General features: G+C 70.7%; 12 protein-coding genes. 8 read left to right on the plus strand and 4 right to left on the minus strand.

All coding sequences use genetic code 11. The annotated features are described in order from the left end of the window. Positions 1–86: 86 nt before the first annotated feature. The 3 genes from lpdA to AC2AXK_RS07330 all read left to right on the plus strand — a co-directional run bounded on the left by lpdA (position 87) and on the right by AC2AXK_RS07330 (position 4,383). The gene (gene lpdA / locus AC2AXK_RS07320) at positions 87–1,472 is read left to right on the plus strand and encodes a dihydrolipoyl dehydrogenase (RefSeq protein WP_484344695.1); all 1,386 of its coding nucleotides are present in this window, start codon (positions 87–89) and stop codon (positions 1,470–1,472) included. 29 nt (positions 1,473–1,501) lie between these two features. Beyond that, complete coding sequence (sucB, locus tag AC2AXK_RS07325; RefSeq protein WP_484344696.1) at positions 1,502–3,352, plus strand: 2-oxoglutarate dehydrogenase, E2 component, dihydrolipoamide succinyltransferase; 1,851 nt, start codon at positions 1,502–1,504, stop codon at positions 3,350–3,352. A 113-nt stretch (positions 3,353–3,465) separates the two neighbouring features. Beyond that, positions 3,466–4,383 (plus strand): TIGR01777 family oxidoreductase, encoded by a 918-nt coding sequence (locus AC2AXK_RS07330; protein ID WP_484344697.1) that lies wholly within the window; start codon positions 3,466–3,468, stop codon positions 4,381–4,383. 36 nt (positions 4,384–4,419) lie between these two features. Here the strand turns inward: AC2AXK_RS07330 and AC2AXK_RS07335 are convergent, their stop codons facing one another. Genes AC2AXK_RS07335 through AC2AXK_RS07345 form a run of 3 tightly spaced genes read right to left on the minus strand, consistent with a single transcriptional unit; the run spans position 4,420 to position 9,283 of the window. Further along, positions 4,420–5,913, minus strand: a complete 1,494-nt coding sequence (locus AC2AXK_RS07335; protein WP_484344698.1) for a hypothetical protein — start codon at positions 5,911–5,913, stop codon at positions 4,420–4,422. Between the two features lie 53 nt (positions 5,914–5,966). Then, the gene (locus AC2AXK_RS07340) at positions 5,967–7,040 is read right to left on the minus strand and encodes a Gfo/Idh/MocA family protein (protein ID WP_484344699.1); all 1,074 of its coding nucleotides are present in this window, start codon (positions 7,038–7,040) and stop codon (positions 5,967–5,969) included. Further along, entirely contained in the window at positions 7,037–9,283 is a 2,247-nt protein-coding gene (locus tag AC2AXK_RS07345) for an MMPL family transporter (protein WP_484344700.1), read from the minus strand. The genes AC2AXK_RS07340 and AC2AXK_RS07345 overlap by 4 nt, the downstream gene beginning before the upstream one ends. Before the next feature lie 52 nt (positions 9,284–9,335). Between AC2AXK_RS07345 and AC2AXK_RS07350 the strand changes: the two genes are divergently transcribed. The 5 genes from AC2AXK_RS07350 to glnA all read left to right on the plus strand — a co-directional run bounded on the left by AC2AXK_RS07350 (position 9,336) and on the right by glnA (position 13,938). After that, the gene (locus tag AC2AXK_RS07350; RefSeq protein WP_484344701.1) at positions 9,336–9,773 is read left to right on the plus strand and encodes a MarR family winged helix-turn-helix transcriptional regulator; all 438 of its coding nucleotides are present in this window, start codon (positions 9,336–9,338) and stop codon (positions 9,771–9,773) included. 9 nt (positions 9,774–9,782) lie between these two features. Then, entirely contained in the window at positions 9,783–10,475 is a 693-nt protein-coding gene (gene lipB / locus AC2AXK_RS07355) for a lipoyl(octanoyl) transferase LipB (RefSeq protein WP_484344702.1), read from the plus strand. A gap of 34 nt (positions 10,476–10,509) precedes the next feature. Beyond that, on the plus strand, positions 10,510–11,520 hold the full coding sequence (gene lipA / locus AC2AXK_RS07360) for a lipoyl synthase (protein ID WP_484344703.1): 1,011 nt from the start codon (positions 10,510–10,512) through the stop codon (positions 11,518–11,520). A 96-nt stretch (positions 11,521–11,616) separates the two neighbouring features. Next, positions 11,617–12,366: a DUF4191 domain-containing protein gene (locus AC2AXK_RS07365; protein WP_484344704.1), complete on the plus strand. Its 750-nt coding sequence runs from the start codon at positions 11,617–11,619 to the stop codon at positions 12,364–12,366. Between the two features lie 147 nt (positions 12,367–12,513). Next, positions 12,514–13,938, plus strand: a complete 1,425-nt coding sequence (glnA, locus tag AC2AXK_RS07370) for a type I glutamate--ammonia ligase (RefSeq protein WP_484344705.1) — start codon at positions 12,514–12,516, stop codon at positions 13,936–13,938. Positions 13,939–14,144: 206 nt separating this feature from the next. Here the strand turns inward: glnA and AC2AXK_RS07375 are convergent, their stop codons facing one another. After that, complete coding sequence (locus tag AC2AXK_RS07375) at positions 14,145–16,019, minus strand: alkyl/aryl-sulfatase (protein WP_484344706.1); 1,875 nt, start codon at positions 16,017–16,019, stop codon at positions 14,145–14,147. Between the last annotated feature and the right edge of the window lie 221 nt (positions 16,020–16,240).

A 16,240-nucleotide genomic window follows, 5' to 3' on the forward strand; every position in this document is an offset into this window, starting at 1 on the left:
AAAGACCGGCACCGCGCTTGGGGCAGGGCTACCTTGATGACAAGATGGAGACCGTACCGAACCCTTTTGCGCCTAAGGAGCTGCACGTGGCCGAGACCCCCGGCACCGAGTTTGACATCGTCGTCCTGGGCGGAGGGAGCGGAGGCTACGCGGCCGCGCTCCGGGCCGCCCAGCTGGGCCAGAAGGTCGCCCTCATCGAGGCGGACAAGCTCGGTGGGACCTGCCTCCACTACGGCTGCGTCCCCACGAAGGCTCTCCTGCACGCGGCAGAGCTGGCCGACAACGCCCGCGACGGCAGCCACTTCGGGGTGAACACCGAGCTCAAGGGCATCGACATGGAGGGCGTCAACAAGTACAAGGACGGCGTCGTCTCGGGCCTCTACAAGGGCCTCCAGGGACTCATCAAGTCCCGTGCCATCACCGTCGTCGAGGGCTACGGAAAGCTCGTCGGACAGGACGCGGTCGAGGTCGACGGGACCCGGTACACCGGCAAGCACGTCGTCCTCGCCACCGGCTCCTACTCGCGCTCGCTGCCCGGCCTCGAGATCGGCGGCCGTGTCATGACGTCCGACCAGGCGCTCAAGCTCGACACCGTGCCGAAGTCCGTCATCATCCTCGGTGGCGGCGTCATCGGTTCGGAGTTCGCGAGCGTCTGGCGCTCCTTCGGCGCCGACGTCACCATCATCGAGGGCCTCCCGCACCTCGTCCCCGCCGAGGACGAGTCGCTGAGCAAGAGCCTCGAGCGTGCGTTCCGCAAGCGTGGCATCGCCTTCAACCTCGGCGACCGCTTCGCCGGCGTCACCCAGGACGACTCGGGCGTCCACGTCACCCTGGAGTCCGGCAAGACGTTCGACGCAGAGCTCCTGCTCGTCGCCGTCGGTCGTGGACCGCGCACCGCCGACCTCGGCTACGAGCAGCAGGGCATCACGCTCGACCGCGGGTTCGTCATCACCGACGAGAAGCTCCACACGGGCGTCGGCAACATCTGGGCTGTCGGAGACATCGTCCCCGGCCTGCAGCTCGCCCACCGCGGCTTCGCCCAGGGCATCTTCGTCGCCGAGCAGATCCTCGGTCTCAACCCCGCGCCGATCGTCGAGTCCGGCATCCCGCGCGTCACCTACTCGGACCCGGAGATCGCGTCCGTGGGCCTCACCGAGGTCAAGGCCAAGGAGCAGTACGGCGCCGACTCCGTCGAGGTCCTCGAGTACAACCTCGCCGGGAACGGCAAGAGCAAGATCCTCGCCACCCAGGGCTTCATCAAGCTCGTCCGCCAGAAGGACGGGCCCGTCGTCGGAGTCCACATGATCGGCGCCCGCGTCGGCGAGCTCATCGGGGAGGGGCAGCTCATCGTCAACTGGGAGGCCTACCCCGAGGACGTCGCAGCGCTCGTCCACGCACACCCCACTCAGAACGAGGCACTCGGAGAGGCCTTCCTGGCCCTGGCCGGCAAGCCCCTGCACGCCCACAACTGACCAAGCGATCGAAGGAGACCGGAGAGGTCATGCCAGACAACGTGCAGATGCCCGCCCTGGGTGAATCAGTCACCGAAGGCACCGTTACCCGCTGGCTCAAGCAGGTCGGCGACACCGTCGAGCTCGACGAGCCCTTGCTCGAGGTCTCGACCGACAAGGTCGACACCGAGATCCCCTCGCCGTTCGCTGGCGTGCTCGAGAAGATCCTCGTCGAGGAGGACGAGACCGTCGAGGTCGGCGCTCCCCTCGCGGTGATCGGGTCCGGCTCGGACAGCGACGAGTCCGCGTCGCCTGAGCCGGAGCAGACCGAGGAGTCCCGCCCGGAGCCCGCTCAGGCGGAGTCGACCGAGAGCCAGGCTCCCGCTGCGGGTGGTGGGTACGAGTCGCCCACCCCGGCGCAGGAGTCCGCGCCTGCCGCGCAGGACGCCCCCGCTGACGCGCCCGCCCCGGCCGACGCCGGAAGCGCCGCCGGCGAGGAGATCAAGCTCCCGGCCCTGGGCGAGTCCGTCACCGAGGGGACCGTCACGCGTTGGCTCAAGCAGGTCGGCGAGACCGTCGAGGTCGACGAGCCCCTTCTCGAGGTGTCCACCGACAAGGTCGACACCGAGGTGCCGTCACCCGTGGCAGGCACGGTCCAGCAGATCCTCGTCCAGGAGGACGAGACCGTCGAGGTCGGCACCGTCCTGGCCATCGTCGGCTCCGGCGCTGCACCGGCTGCGGCCGACGAGGCTCCCGCGAGCACGGCCTCGACCGCCGAGCCCGCGCAGACCACCGCCGGCGAGGCGCTGCCCGTGGCAGCCGAGGAGTCAGCTCCCGAGCCCGCGCAGGAGGCTGCACCGGCGCCCGTTCAGCAGGAGCCCGCAGCCCCCGCCGAGCAGGCACCCGCGGCCCCCGCCGAGCAGAGCCAGCCGGCGTCGTCGCCCGCAGGCGGCGTGTACCTCACGCCGCTCGTCCGCAAGCTGGCTGCCGAGAAGGGCGTCGACGTGACGTCCCTCACCGGCACCGGTGTCGGCGGTCGCATCCGCAAGGAGGACGTCCTCGAGGCGGCCGCCGCCGCGGAGCGCGCCAAGCAGGCAGAGGCCGAGAAGGCCGCTGCGTCGTCCCAGGCGACCGCAGCTCCGGCTCCGTCCGCCACGTCGGCCGCGGTTCCCGACGTCTCCCCGCTGCGCGGGACGACGGAGAAGGCGAGCCGACTGCGTCGGATCATCGCGGAGCGCATGGTCGAGGCCCTGCACACGCAGGCCCAGCTCACGACGGTCGTCGAGGTCGACGTCACCCGGGTCGCGCGCCTGCGCGCCAAGGCGAAGGAGACCTTCAAGGCCCGCGAGGGCGCGAACCTCACCTTCCTGCCGTTCTTCACGCTGGCCGCGGTCGAGGCCCTCAAGGCTCACCCGAAGGTCAACGGGGTGCTCGAGGGTGACACGATCACCTACCACGCCCAGGAGAACATCGGCATCGCGGTCGACACCGAGCGCGGGCTCCTCGTCCCGGTCATCCGGGATGCCGGGGACCTCAACCTCGGCGGGATCGCCCGCAAGATCGCTGACCTCGCGACGCGGACCCGTTCCAACAAGGTCACGCCGGACGAGCTCGGTGGAGCCACGTTCACCATCACGAACACCGGCTCCGGCGGCGCCCTCATCGACACGCCGATCGTCCCCGGCGGGACGTCGGCGATCCTCGGTACCGGCACGATCGTCAAGCGCCCGGTCGTCATCACCGATGCGGACGGCGCGGAGGTCATCGCGATCCGTTCCATGTGCTACCTGAGCCTGTCCTACGACCACCGTCTCGTCGACGGTGCGGACGCCTCCCGGTACCTCATGGCGATCAAGAAGCGCATCGAGGACGGTGCGTTCGAGTCCGAGGTCGGACTCTGACGCGCGGCACCACCTGACACCACGAGAGGCCCCCGACCGCACGGTCGGGGGCCTCTCGTGCTCGCGCACAGCTCCGCCGAGCCGGTCCGGCGGCCGGGTCCTACGCTGGCGAGATGGTCCATGAGGCGAGCGTCCACCCCACAGTCGTCGTCGCGGGCTCGCACGGCCTCATCGGTACCGCGCTCGTGGCTGCCCTGCGCCGTGAGGGGAGCACGGTGCGGACCCTCGTGCGCGGCCCCGCCCGCAGCGCCACGGAGATCCAGTGGGACCCTGCACGGGGGACGCTTCCCCCGACGGCGCTCGATGGCGCGTCGGCCGTCGTCAACCTCGCGGGCGTCGGGGTCGGAGACCGTCGGTGGTCGGCGAGCCAGAAGGCCGCGATCCTCGAGTCGCGCACGGCGACCACGGACCTGCTCGCGCGTCGGCTGGCAGACAGCCGGAGCCGCTCGACCGTCCTCGTCCAGGCATCCGCCATCGGCGCGTACGGGGACCGGGGTGACGAGGTGCTCACCGAGGAGACAGCTCCGGGGGACGGCTTCCTCGCAGACGTCGTGCGTGACTGGGAGGCGGCCACGGCTCCCGCGAGTGCTGCGGGCGTCCGCGTGGTGCTGGCCCGCACCGGGATCGTCCTCGCACCGCACGGCGGCGCGCTCGGGCGCCTCCTGCCCCTCGTCCGGCTGGGGCTCGGTGGGCGGCTGGGATCAGGACAGCAGTTCTGGAGCTGGATCACGCTCGAGGACGAGGTGCGGGCGTTGCGGTTCCTCATCGACGCGCCGATCGCCGGTCCCGTGAACCTCACGGCACCCCAGCCCGTGCGGAACCGGGAGATCGTCGCGGCTCTGGGCCGGGCCTACCACCGGCCGACCGCGCTCCCCGTGCCGGCGTGGGCGCTGCGGCTCGCGCTCGGCGAGTTCTCCTCGGAGATCCTCGGGTCTCAGCGTGTCCTGCCTCGCGCTCTTCAGGACGCCGGCTTCCGGTTCGATCACCCGGACATCGACAGCGCGGCCCGCTGGGTGCGGTCGGCTGGGTGATGGCGGTGCGTGCGCGCTCCACCGCGGCTGCTCGGCTCACGCGCCTGCACCGGAGACCGCCTCGGTGACAGACGCGACGCGCCACGCAGGCTGCGTCGCACCGGTGACCGGCACCTGGACGAGTCCGAGCACGGCGTGGTGCTCGCTGGCACCGACGACGCGGGCGCCGAGCGCCGTGCGGACCGCGTGCTCGCTCACCGTGTAGCCGACCGCCACCGACGCGGCGCCCGCGTCGTGCTCGACGACCTCCGCGCTCGTCACGGTCACGCTCAGTCCGCTGATCGTCATGCCGTCGGTGATGAGCAAGCTGACGAGGGCGTCCGCCTGCGTGTGGGCAGCGGAACCGATGACGACGACGTCCGACCAGGCCACGTCGTCACCCGTCGCGCCCGCGCCGGCGAGATCGGTGACGAGGTCGAAGCGCGCCACCGTGAGGTCCGCGGCCGCGCGCGCCGGGTCCACCTGCTCGTCCGGGTCCTGCGCGTGGTCGTCCTCCGGCGCCCCCGCACTCCCAGCCGCACTCGCGCCCTGTCGGGCGTGCCCACGGTCGGCGCCCGTGCCCGCCCACGCGGTGCTGGCGGTTCCGCCGGTCGGCGCCGGCGTCGCACCGCTGCCGAGCCGCAACGTGGGGACGACGAGCAGTCCCGCGACCACCAGCACCACCACGCCGAGAGTGCTGAGAGCACCGACGGGACGCCGCAGCCGCGGCCGTGTGCTGACCTGCGCCGACGATCGGCGGAGAGTAGCGATCGTCCGGTCCGGTGCTCCGTGGTCCGGGTCGACCGGCGGGGACGCGGCGAGCAACGGCTGGCAGGGCACGAGGTCGTGGCTGCGGCTCGCCAGGGTGCCGACGCCCGGCCTGTCCTCGGCGTCGCCCAGGGCAGACACGAGCAGCCGGCCGAACGCGCGCACCACGCGCCTGTCCTCGGGCGAGCTCCCCACGTCATGGGCCGCGACGAGGAGGGGGTCGACGAGCGCTGCCAGGTGGTAGGCGTCCTCGCTGGCCGAACGTGGGAGCACGCCACCCCGGTCGGGGAGCGGCAGCGTGAGGACAGGCCGACCGTTCGTGATGAGGATCCGCTCGGCGACAAGCACCCCGTAGGAGTCTCCGGCGTGATGGAGCAGCGCGAGCGCCCGACCGAGGACGACGAGGAGCGTGCTGGCACGGCCCGCGGACAGGGCGCCCTCGTCGGCGCAGAGCCGCGCGAGCGTCGGGCCGGTGCTGCGGGGCGTGACGAGGCCCAGTGCCGTCTGACCCAGGTCGACGACGTCGACGAGACGCTCCAGCGCGGGGTCGTCGACCTCGTGCCACGTCTCGAGGCGTCGCATCGACTGCCCGCGCGTGTCCGGGTCGGGAGCCGGAAGGACCGTGAGATCGAGCCGGGCGTCCTGCGGTCCGAGCACCGCGTACCGGCATGCGAGCGCGGGCGGGTCGGACGCGCCGTCCGGCTCGGGACGGTACCCGGCGGCGCGGAGCGCGTCGAGCATGGCGGGGGCGAGCGCCGGTGCCGCACGGGAGTCGGAGTGCATGCCCCCATCCCACCGGATCCGGTGCGCGAGATGCTGTTGTCCACAGGCCTCACTCAGACAGGGATGCGTCGACCCGTCCTGGCGCTCGTCCGCGCAGCGTCCAGCACGCGCGCTGTCGCGACCGTCTCCGCCGGGTCGACGGGAGCAGAGCCGTCACCCCGGAGCCACCGCGCGACCGCCGGGTAGATGTCACCGTGCCCCCCGGGCGCCCGAGGAACGCGCACCCGTTCCCGCCCTCGGGCGATCCAGCCCTCGGAGCTCGCGGCGGCTGTCGCGTCCATCTCCTCGAACGGCGAGGCATCGCTCTCGAAGCTCGTGACGACGTATGCCCCGCCGGTCCCGAGCACCCGGGTGCGCGGCCCCGGTGCCCCGACGACGGACCCGGCCCACAGGCGGCTGCGCACTGCGGGCCGCTCCCCCACGGGCGCATGCTCCAGGGAGAGGAAGACGTCGTCCTCGGTGGGTGTCGTCAGGCCACGGAGCTCGGCGTACACGCTGGTCGCCGGACCGAAGAGCTGCACCGCCGAGTCCACGAGGTGGGTCCCGAGGTCGAGCAGGAGCCCGCCACCGACCGGGTCGTTCTCCTTCCACCTGTCCTGGGGGACGGGGCGCCACCGTTCCCACCGCCGTTCGAACGTGTGCACGTCGCCGATCGCCCCGGAGGTCAGCACCTCGCGCAGGGTCAGCTGCTCCGGGTCCCACCGCCGGTTCTGGAACACGGTGAAGGGCGTACCGGTCTCGTCCGCGAGCGTGACGAGCCGTTCGGCGCCGTCTGCTGTGAGCGCGATCGGCTTGTCGAGGAGCAACGGCACACCCGCCGACACGACCTGAGCGGCGTGGGCCTCGTGCAGGGCGCTCGGGCTCGCGAGGACGACGAGGTCGTACCTGTCGCGGTCGGCGAGCAGAGCCTCGAGGGTCTCGTGGACCGCCACGTCCGGCCAGTCCTCGCGCGCGTGCCGAACCCGCTCCGGGGAGCGGACGACGACTGCCGTCACCGCGTAGCCCGCGTCACGGATGAGCCGGGCGTGGATGCCACGCCCGGCTCCCCCGTAGCCCACGAGACCGACTCTCAGGCCGCGCTCGTCTGCCGTCCGGTTGCGGCCGGGCTCGTGCACGTGGTCGCTCATGCGTCCACGGTAGTGGCGTTCCTCCGGTCGTCAGCGTCGTCGTCCTCGCGGCGGGCGAGTGCCGAGGGCCACCAGACCTTCGGGCCGATGTCGTGGACAAGGGCAGGCACGAGGAGGCTGCGCACGACGAGGGTGTCGAGCAGCACACCGAACGAGACGATGAACGCCAGCTGGGCCAGGAAGAGCAGCGGGATGATGCCGAGAGCGGCGAAGGTCGCGGCGAGCACGATGCCGGCAGACGTGATGACCGAGCCGGTGAGGCGCAGTCCGCGCGTGACGCCGTCCCGCGTGCCGTGCTGCTTGGTCTCCTCCCGGACCCGGGTCATGAGGAAGATCGTGTAGTCGACACCGAGCGCCACGAGGAAGCAGAAGGCGTACAGCGGGACCGTCGGGTCCGCGCCCGGGAAGTCGAAGACGTGGTTGAACACGATGGCGGACACACCGAGCGCCGCACCGAAGGACAGGACGTTCGCCGCCATGAGGATGAGCGCGGACACGACGGACCGCAGCAGCAGCATGAGGATGAGGAGGATGACGACGAGCACGACGGGGACGATCACCGTGAGGTCGCGGGTTCCCGCGTCCTGGGTGTCCAGTCGTTCCGCCGCAGCCCCACCGACGACCACGTCGTCGGAGACGTCGTGCACGGCGTCGCGCAGGGCGCCCACGGTCTCGACCGCTTCCTGCGTGTCGGACGGGGCCGTCGTCGTGACGTCGATGCGTACCCGGCCGTCGACGACCGTGGGCGGCCCCTGCGCGGGGGCGCCCGGCGCACCCGTGCTGCCCTCGGTGACGAGCGCTGCACCTTCGACACCGTCGACCGCCGCGGCGGCGTCGAGCACCTCGTCCGCCTGGGCCTCAGGAGCGATGACGATGACGGGCTGCGTGCTCACGCCCGAGAAGTGCTCCAGGAGCACCTCCTCGCCGTCGACGGCGTCGACCTGGGTGAGGAAGACGTCCGACTCGCCCGTGCCCCGGGCGTCGAGGGTCGGGACGAATGCGGCGCACGCGGCGAGGACGAGAGCGGTGGTGATCCACACGGGGCGGTCGTGCTTGGCGACGAACGTCGCGATCCGTGCCCACAGGCCGCCGCGGCTCCCCTCGTCGACGACGCTCTCGGCGGTGGCACCCTCGAACCGGGGGCGGCGGGGCCAGAAGACCGCACGTGACCGCTTGCCGCCGACGAGGAGCAGGGCGGGCAGGAACGTCATCGCGGCGAGGACCGCGGCGACGATCCCGACGGCGGCGACGGGTCCGAGGCTGCGGTTCGACGCGAGGTCGGACAGCAGGAGGCACAGCAGCCCGGCGATCACGGTGCCAGCGCTCGCGAGGATCGGCTCGAAGGACGCTCGCAGCGACTTTGCGAGTGCCGTGGCGGGGCTCTCGTACCTGTGGAGCTCCTCGCGGTACCTGGCGACGATGAGCAGCGCGTAGTCCACGGACGCACCGACGACGAGGATCGAGAGGATGCCCTGCGCCTGCCCGTTGAGCACGAGCAGGTCGGCGTCCGCCAGGTGGTAGACGACGAGTCCCGCGAGGCACAGCGCGAACACCGCGGTGAGGATGACGATGATCGGCAGGATCGGCGAGCGGTAGACGACCGCGAGGATGACGAGCACGGCGATGAGCGCGACGAGCAGCAGCACGGTGTCGATACCACCGAAGGCGGTGACGAGGTCCGCGACGAACCCGGCGGGCCCGGTGACCCAGGCGTTGAGCCCTGTTCCCTCGAGCTGTTCTGCCAGCAGTCCGCGGATCTCCTCGACGACGACGGGGATCACCGCCTCGCCGTCCGCGAGCGGGCTCTGGGTCTGGCTCGCGTCGATGCTCACCGTGACGAGCGCGGCGAGACCGTCCTCGGAGGGGATGACCACGGGTGGTGCAGCGAGCACGTCACCGACCGTCGCCGGGTCGCCCTCCCCTGCCCCGGGGATCGGCGCGGCCCCGAGCGACTGGGCGAACTGCTCGAGGACGGCGAGCTGTTCGGGCGTCAGCGGCTCGTCGTCCTGGCTGGTGACGACGACGAGCCCGGGCAGCGACTCCTGGTCGACGAACTCGGCTGCGAGCTCGCCGGCCCTGGTCGACTCGGCGCTCGAGGGCAACGACGCGGCTGCGTCGTTCGTCTGCACGGAGCTGAGCTTGCCCTGCGCCTGGCCGCCGACGGCGCCGATCCCCAGCCAGACGGCCAGGGCGACGAGGATGATGAGGCCGCGGACCACGCCGCCGGATCGTTTACTCAGCATGCTGAGTACTATTGGCTATCACGCACGTCGTTGCAACCGGGAGGACCACCACGTGACCGAGGACGCCACCAGCTGGCCGACCGGACGCCTGCTCTCCCATGTCGCGCGGAACCTCGAGCGTCGCTGGAACGCCCACCTGGACGGCTGGGGCCTCAACCACGCGAACACCCCCGTGCTCCTCGCGCTGCTCGCCCAGGACCACTCGCAGCGGGAGCTGGCCCTCGCCTCGAACGTCACCGAGCAGACGATGAGCCGCGTCGTCGCGCGGCTCGAGCGCCTGGGGTACGTCCTGCGCGCCGACGACCCCGACGATGCGCGGCGACGCCTCGTCCAGCTCACCGACGCCGGACGCGTCGCGGTCCTCGACGCCGCCCGGCGGGAGATCGGTGAGGACATGGCGACGCGCGGACTGACCCCCGAGCAGGTGGCCACGCTCCGGGAGATCCTCCTCGCGATGGTCCGCGCGGAGTCCCAGGAGCACGAGGACTAGCCTGACCCCATGGAGTTCCAACCGGTCGACCTGGGGACCGCCCACGCCGACTACGAGACCACGTGGGCGCTGCAGCGCCAGGTGCACGCGGAGGTCGTCGAGGGTCTGCGGCCGGACACCGTCCTGCTCGTCGAGCACGCCTCGGTCTACACCGCGGGGCGGCGCACCCGGATCGCGGAGCGCCCCACGGACGGGACCCCGGTCGTCGACGTGGACCGCGGCGGGAAGATCACGTGGCACGGCCCCGGGCAGCTCGTCGCGTACCCGATCGTCGCGCTCCGCGAGCCGCTCGACGTCGTGGAGTACGTGCGCCGGCTCGAGCAGGCTGTCATCGACCTCTGCGCCGACCTCGGGCTGACGACCGTCCGCGTCGAGGGACGCAGCGGCGTCTGGTTCCCGGCGACGTCGTGGCAGCGCGACCGCAAGGTGTGCGCCATCGGCGTCCGCGTCGCACGCGGCGTGACGATGCACGGGCTCGCGCTCAACTGCGACCCGGACCTCGACCGCTACGGGTCCATCGTCCCCTGTGGCATCACCGATGCGGACGTCACCTCTCTCAGCGTGGAGGCCGGTCGTCGGATGACCGTCACCGACGTCGCACCCTTGCTGCAGATGCATCTCGAACGGACCCTCGCCGACGTGTCACCCACGTCACATCTGCTGCTTCCAGCAGACCCGGGTCCGAGCCCTGTGCTGCCGTAGGCTGACCCGAACGCCAACTCCTGGGAGACCTCGCGTGACAATCGCACCTGAAGGACGTCGCATGCTCCGGGTCGAGGCCCGCAACAGCGCCACCCCGATCGAGAAGAAGCCCGAGTGGATCAAGACCCGGGCGACGATGGGTCCGGAGTACACGGAGCTCAAGGGCCTCGTGAAGAAGGAGGGGCTGCACACCGTCTGCGAAGAAGCCGGGTGCCCCAACATCTTCGAGTGCTGGGAGGACCGTGAGGCGACGTTCCTCATCGGTGGGGACCAGTGCACGCGCCGGTGCGACTTCTGCCAGATCGACACGGGCAAGCCCGCAGACTTCGACGCGGACGAGCCGCGTCGAGTCGCGGAGTCCGTCCTGTCGATGGGCCTGCGGTACTCGACGATCACCGGCGTCGCGCGCGACGACCTGCCCGACGGCGGCGCATGGCTCTATGCCGAGACCGTCCGGCAGATCCACGCACTCAACCCCGGCACCGGGGTGGAGCTGCTCATCCCGGACTTCAACGCGATCCCCGAGCTCCTCGACGCGGTCAACGAGTCCCGCCCCGAGGTCCTCGCGCACAACCTCGAGACCGTCCCCCGGATCTTCAAGGAGATCCGCCCCGGGTTCCGGTACGACCGCTCGCTGTCGGTCCTCACCCGGGCGCGCGAGGCCGGCCTCGTGACGAAGTCGAACATCATCCTCGGCATGGGCGAGACGATGGACGAGGCGAAGGAGGCTCTCCAGGACCTCCACGACGCCGGGTGCGACCTCATCACCATCACGCAGTACCTGCGTCCGTCCGTGCGCCACCACCCGGTGTCCCGCTGGGTCAGGCCCGAGGAGTTCGTCGAGCTGTCGGACGAGGCCGAGCGCATCGGGTTCCTCGGCGTCATGTCCGGGCCGCTCGTCCGGTCCTCCTACCGTGCCGGCCGCCTGTGGGGCCAGGCCATGAAGCGACGCGGCATGGACATCCCCGCTGCGCTCGCCCACCTCGGTGAGCCGACGACGTCCCGGCAGGAGGCCTCGAGCCTCCTGCTGCGCCCGTCGCGCTGACGCCGCTCCTGACCCGTCCGCCCGGCGCGCACAGGCCCCCGTCCACGTCGCTGACGTGCGCCGGGGCCTGCGTACGCCCCCACTAGACTGAGGATCATGGCTCGCAAGAACAGTGACGCAACCGCCCCCGGTGGTGCTCCCGGTGCGCAGGGCGCACCGAAGCAGAAGAAGCCCAAGAAGGTCCGCTGGTATCACCAGGTGGCCCGCGCCTACCGCATGACGTACGAGCACGACCGCGTCCTGCCGTGGCTCATGCTCGCGGCGTTCGCGGCGGTCATGGCGGTCGCGGTCCTGCTCGGCCTCTGGTGGGGCCTGGTCATCTACGTCTCCATCGTGGGCCTGCCGTTCGCCCTCCTGGCTGCCATGTTCGTCCTGGCGCGCAGGGCTGAGAAGGCGCAGTACGCCGAGATCGAGGGTCAGCCAGGCGCGTCGCGCGCCGCGCTCGGGACGATCCGCCGCGGCTGGACGTTCGACGAGGAGCCCGTCGCGGTCGACCCCAAGACTCAGGACCTCGTGTTCCGGGGCCTCGGACGTCCCGGGATCGTCCTCGTGACCGAGGGGCCCCCGCACCGCGTGAAGAAGCTCATCGATGCCGAGCAGCGCAAGCTCAACCGCGTCCTGTCGAGCGTGCCCGTCATCGTCGTGCAGTGCGGCAACGCCGAGGGCCAGGTGCCCCTGCCCAAGCTCGCGCGTCACGTGCAGAAGCTCAAGCCGAAGCTCACGCGCGCCGAGGTCGGCGAGGTGGGCAAGCGTCTCACCGCGCTCGGGAAGATCCGGATGCCGATCCCCAAGGGCGTCGACCCCAACCGTGCGCGACCCGACCGCAAGGGGATGCGGGGGCGCTGACCCTCACGGACCGCGCCGGACACGCGACCGATACACGGGCGACGTCTTCGTAACACGCGCGAAACATGAGGAACATGCACGAGAAATCCCTGACCTCTAGTTTTTCACTGCCCGGGTAAGAGGGCGCCCCCGATCAAGGAGTAGCGGATGTTCAAGAACGCCGAGGAGGCCATTGCCTTCACCCAGAACGAGGGTGTCGAATTCGTCGACGTCCGGTTCTGCGACCTGCCGGGCGTGATGCAGCACTTCAACATCCCGATCTCGCAGTTCGCCGCGTCGGCCTTCACCGACGGAATGATGTTCGACGGGTCCTCGATCCGTGGCTTCCAGGCGATCCACGAGTCGGACATGAAGCTCATCCCCGACGTCACCACCGCGTACGTCGACCCGTTCCGCAAGCGCAAGACGCTCATCGTGAACTTCTCGATCGTCGACCCCTTCACCGACGAGGCGTACTCGCGCGACCCGCGCAACGTGGCCTTCAAGGCTGAGGCCTACCTGCGCTCCACCGGCATCGCGGACACGGCGTTCTTCGCGCCCGAGGCCGAGTTCTACATCTTCGACGACGTCCGCTTCAAGACGAGCGCGAACGAGTCCTACTACAAGCTCGACTCCAAGGAGGCGGCCTGGAACACGGGCCGCGAGGAGGAGGGTGGCAACCTGGGTTACAAGACCCGCTACAAGGGTGGCTACTTCCCCGTCTCCCCCAACGACCAGATGGCTGACCTGCGTGACGAGATGTGCGCAGTCCTCGGCGAGGTCGGCCTCGACGTCGAGCGCGCGCACCACGAGGTGGGCACCGCCGGCCAGCAGGAGATCAACTACCGCTTCTCGACGTTGACGGCCGCTGCCGACGACCTCATGAAGTTCAAGTACGTCATCAAGAACGTCGCCTGGGAGGCCGGCAAGTCCGCGACCTTCATGCCGAAGCCGATCTTCGGCGACAACGGCTCGGGCATGCACTCCCACCAGTCGCTGTGGAAGGACGGCGAGCCGCTCTTCTATGACGAGAAGGGCTACGGCGGCCTCTCCGACATCGCGCGCTGGTACATCGGCGGTCTGCTCAAGCACGCGCCCGCGCTGCTCGCGTTCACGAACCCGTCGGTGAACTCCTACCACCGCCTGGTCCCGGGTTACGAGGCGCCCGTCAACCTCGTCTACTCGGCGCGCAACCGCTCCGCGTGCATCCGTATCCCCGTCACCGGGAACTCACCGAAGGCGAAGCGCGTCGAGTTCCGCGTGCCGGACCCGACGGCCAACCCGTACCTCGCGTTCGCAGCCCAGCTGCTCGCAGGCCTCGATGGCATCAAGAACCGCATCGAGCCCCCGGAGCCGGTCGACAAGGACCTCTACGAGCTCCCGCCCGAGGAGCACGCTGCGATCCAGCAGGTGCCCGCGTCGCTCGGCGAGGCGCTCGACGCCCTCGAGGCCGACCACGACTTCCTCACGGTCGGTGACGTCTTCACGCCGGACCTCATCTCGACGTGGATCGACTACAAGCGCACGCACGAGATCGACCCGATCCGTCTGCGCCCGCACCCGCACGAGTTCGAGCTGTACTACGACATGTGACCTCTGATGGTCGCCTGACCTGCGGGAACGCTGGCCAGGTCCCGCAGTAGTCCGCAAAGAGTCCGCACGAGCCGCCAGACAACCACGGCGGCACGTGCGGACTCTTCTGCGTCCGGGGGCACGTGGCGGTCGGTAGCGAACCTCGTCGTCACCCGCTGCACCCCGGAATCCGGGCCTGCCGCGGGTGGCCCTGCTCGCCCCCGCGCCTACGGTGTGACGATCGGGAAGGCGGGGTCCCCCCGGTCCAGCACTCCGAGGAGTGCATCGAGTACTGCCGCATCGCCGGTGAGCTCCACGCCGGGGGAGGTGAGGTCGCCGGCCATGAGGGCGATCATCCGTCGCTTCGTCGCACTGACCGTCAGTCGCTCGGTGGTGTCGTCCTCGCACCGGGCGCTGATGAGCACGCCATTCTTGAGAGTGAGCCGGTAGGCCTCCTCGAGCTCCGTGAACCTCACGACCAGGGCGAGGTCGAGGTCCCACGCCTCAGGACCGTCGACCGACACCGCAAGGGCGTCGAACAGGTGCCTGGGCGTGAGCTGGGCGAGCAGGGCGGGCGCGGCTGAGGAGGACGAAGGGGTGCCGAGGCTGCTCCCCCGCAGCTCGGCCGCACCGGCGAGGAAGAAGTTGCGCCAGGTGCCGTTCTCGGCGCCGTAGCCGAGCTGCTCCAGCGTGTCGGCGTGGAGCGCGCGTGCGGCGGCGTGGTCCTCGTCGGCGAAGACGGCGTGGTCGAGCAACGTCGCCGCCCAGCGGAAGTCTCCGGCGTCGAACGCCGCCTGCGCGAGGTCGACGGTCCTGTCGATGCCTCCGAGGGCGTCGACGTATCGTGCCGCGAGCTGGGCTGGGGGATGCGGCCAGAGCCGGGCGGGGTTGCCGTCGAACCAGCCCATGTAGCGCTGGTAGATCGCCTTGACGTTGTGGCTGACCGAGCCGTAGTAGCCCCGCGCGTTCCACGCCCTCCGCAGCGCCGGCGGCAGCTCGATGACCTCGGCGATCTCGGTGCCGGTGAGGCCCTGGTTGAGGTGCCGGAGCGTCTGGTCGTGCAGGTACGAGTACAGGTCGCGTTGCGTGCTGAGGAACTCGACGATCTCCTCCCTCCCCCATGTCGGCCAGTGGTGCGAGGCGAACGCGACCTCGGTGCGGTCGGCGAAGAGCGTCAGCGCTTCGGTGAGGTATCCCGCCCAGGCATGCGGATCGCGCACGAGCGCACCACGGAGCGTGAGGAGGTTGTGCAACGTGTGGGTGGCATTCTCAGCGAGGCACAGCGCCCGGTAGCGCGGGAGATAGAGGTGCATCTCGGCCGGTGCCTCGGACCCGGGAGCCATCTGGAACTCGATCTCTATGCCGTCGACGGTGTGCGTCTGCCCGGTCCTCGTGATGTGGATGGTCGGCACGATGAGGCCGACCTCTCCCCCGGACGTCGTCTGGCCGAGGCCGGCACCCACCTGCCCCCGCGGACCTCGATCCAGCGATGCGGCGTACATGTATCCGGCGCGTCGGGCCATCGCCACGCCGGCGTAGACGTTCTCGGCGACCGCGTGCTCCGTGAAGCCCTCGGGGGCGATGATCTCGATGCGCCCGTCATCGACGTCCGCCTGGGACGCGACACCGAAGACGCCGCCGAAGTGGTCGACGTGGCTGTGGGTGTAGATCACCGCGACGACGGGGCGCATTCCTCGATGCGCCGCGTACAGCTCCCGCGCTGCGGCCGCGGTCTCGGTGGAGATCAACGGGTCGATGACGATCACCCCGGTGTCGCCCTCCACGAAGGTGACGTTCGACAGGTCGAGCCCCCGCACCTGGTAGACCCCGTCGACGACCTCGTACAGGCCCTGCTTCGCGGCCAGCTGGGACTGCCGCCAGAGGCTCGGATGCACCGTCGTGGGCGCGGTGCCAGCGAGGAAGGCATAGCTGTCGTTGTCCCAGACGACGCGGCCGTCCTCGGCGGTGACGGTGCCCGGGACGCGGGCGGCCAGGAAGCCACGGTCCGCATCGCGGAAGTCCCGGTCGTCCGAGAACGGCAGCGACTCCTCCGCCTCCCGGTGCGCGAGCTCGATCTGCGGTGACGCGGGCTTCTGGTCCACGGTCTGCCTCCACTCACATCCCGTCCGCCCCGCGTGCCGCCGCGGTCCGACCGTGGACGCTCATCGTCTGTCGAGCTTCGAACACCCTTCACAATAGGCACATAGCGTGACATCGTCTCCTTTCGCTCACCGTTGCTGCTCGCACCAGACGGTGGCGTGGGCCGCGAGAAGGGGCGGCGCCTGTCCCTCTCTGCGGTAGGTTCACTCCCGGTGGCGCCCGG

Source organism: Sanguibacter sp. Z6_81, from assembly GCF_057180625.1.

Coding starts and splice junctions, on each gene's coding strand:
- AC2AXK_RS07330 (WP_484344697.1), top strand. CDS start 3,466: ATGGTCCATGAGGCGAGCGTCCACCCCACAGTCGTCGTCGCGGGCTCG.
- sucB (WP_484344696.1), top strand. CDS start 1,502: ATGCCAGACAACGTGCAGATGCCCGCCCTGGGTGAATCAGTCACCGAA.
- glnA (WP_484344705.1), top strand. CDS start 12,514: ATGTTCAAGAACGCCGAGGAGGCCATTGCCTTCACCCAGAACGAGGGT.
- AC2AXK_RS07365 (WP_484344704.1), top strand. CDS start 11,617: ATGGCTCGCAAGAACAGTGACGCAACCGCCCCCGGTGGTGCTCCCGGT.
- AC2AXK_RS07340 (WP_484344699.1), bottom strand. CDS start 7,040: ATGAGCGACCACGTGCACGAGCCCGGCCGCAACCGGACGGCAGACGAG.
- AC2AXK_RS07335 (WP_484344698.1), bottom strand. CDS start 5,913: ATGCACTCCGACTCCCGTGCGGCACCGGCGCTCGCCCCCGCCATGCTC.
- AC2AXK_RS07345 (WP_484344700.1), bottom strand. CDS start 9,283: ATGCTGAGTAAACGATCCGGCGGCGTGGTCCGCGGCCTCATCATCCTC.
- lipB (WP_484344702.1), top strand. CDS start 9,783: ATGGAGTTCCAACCGGTCGACCTGGGGACCGCCCACGCCGACTACGAG.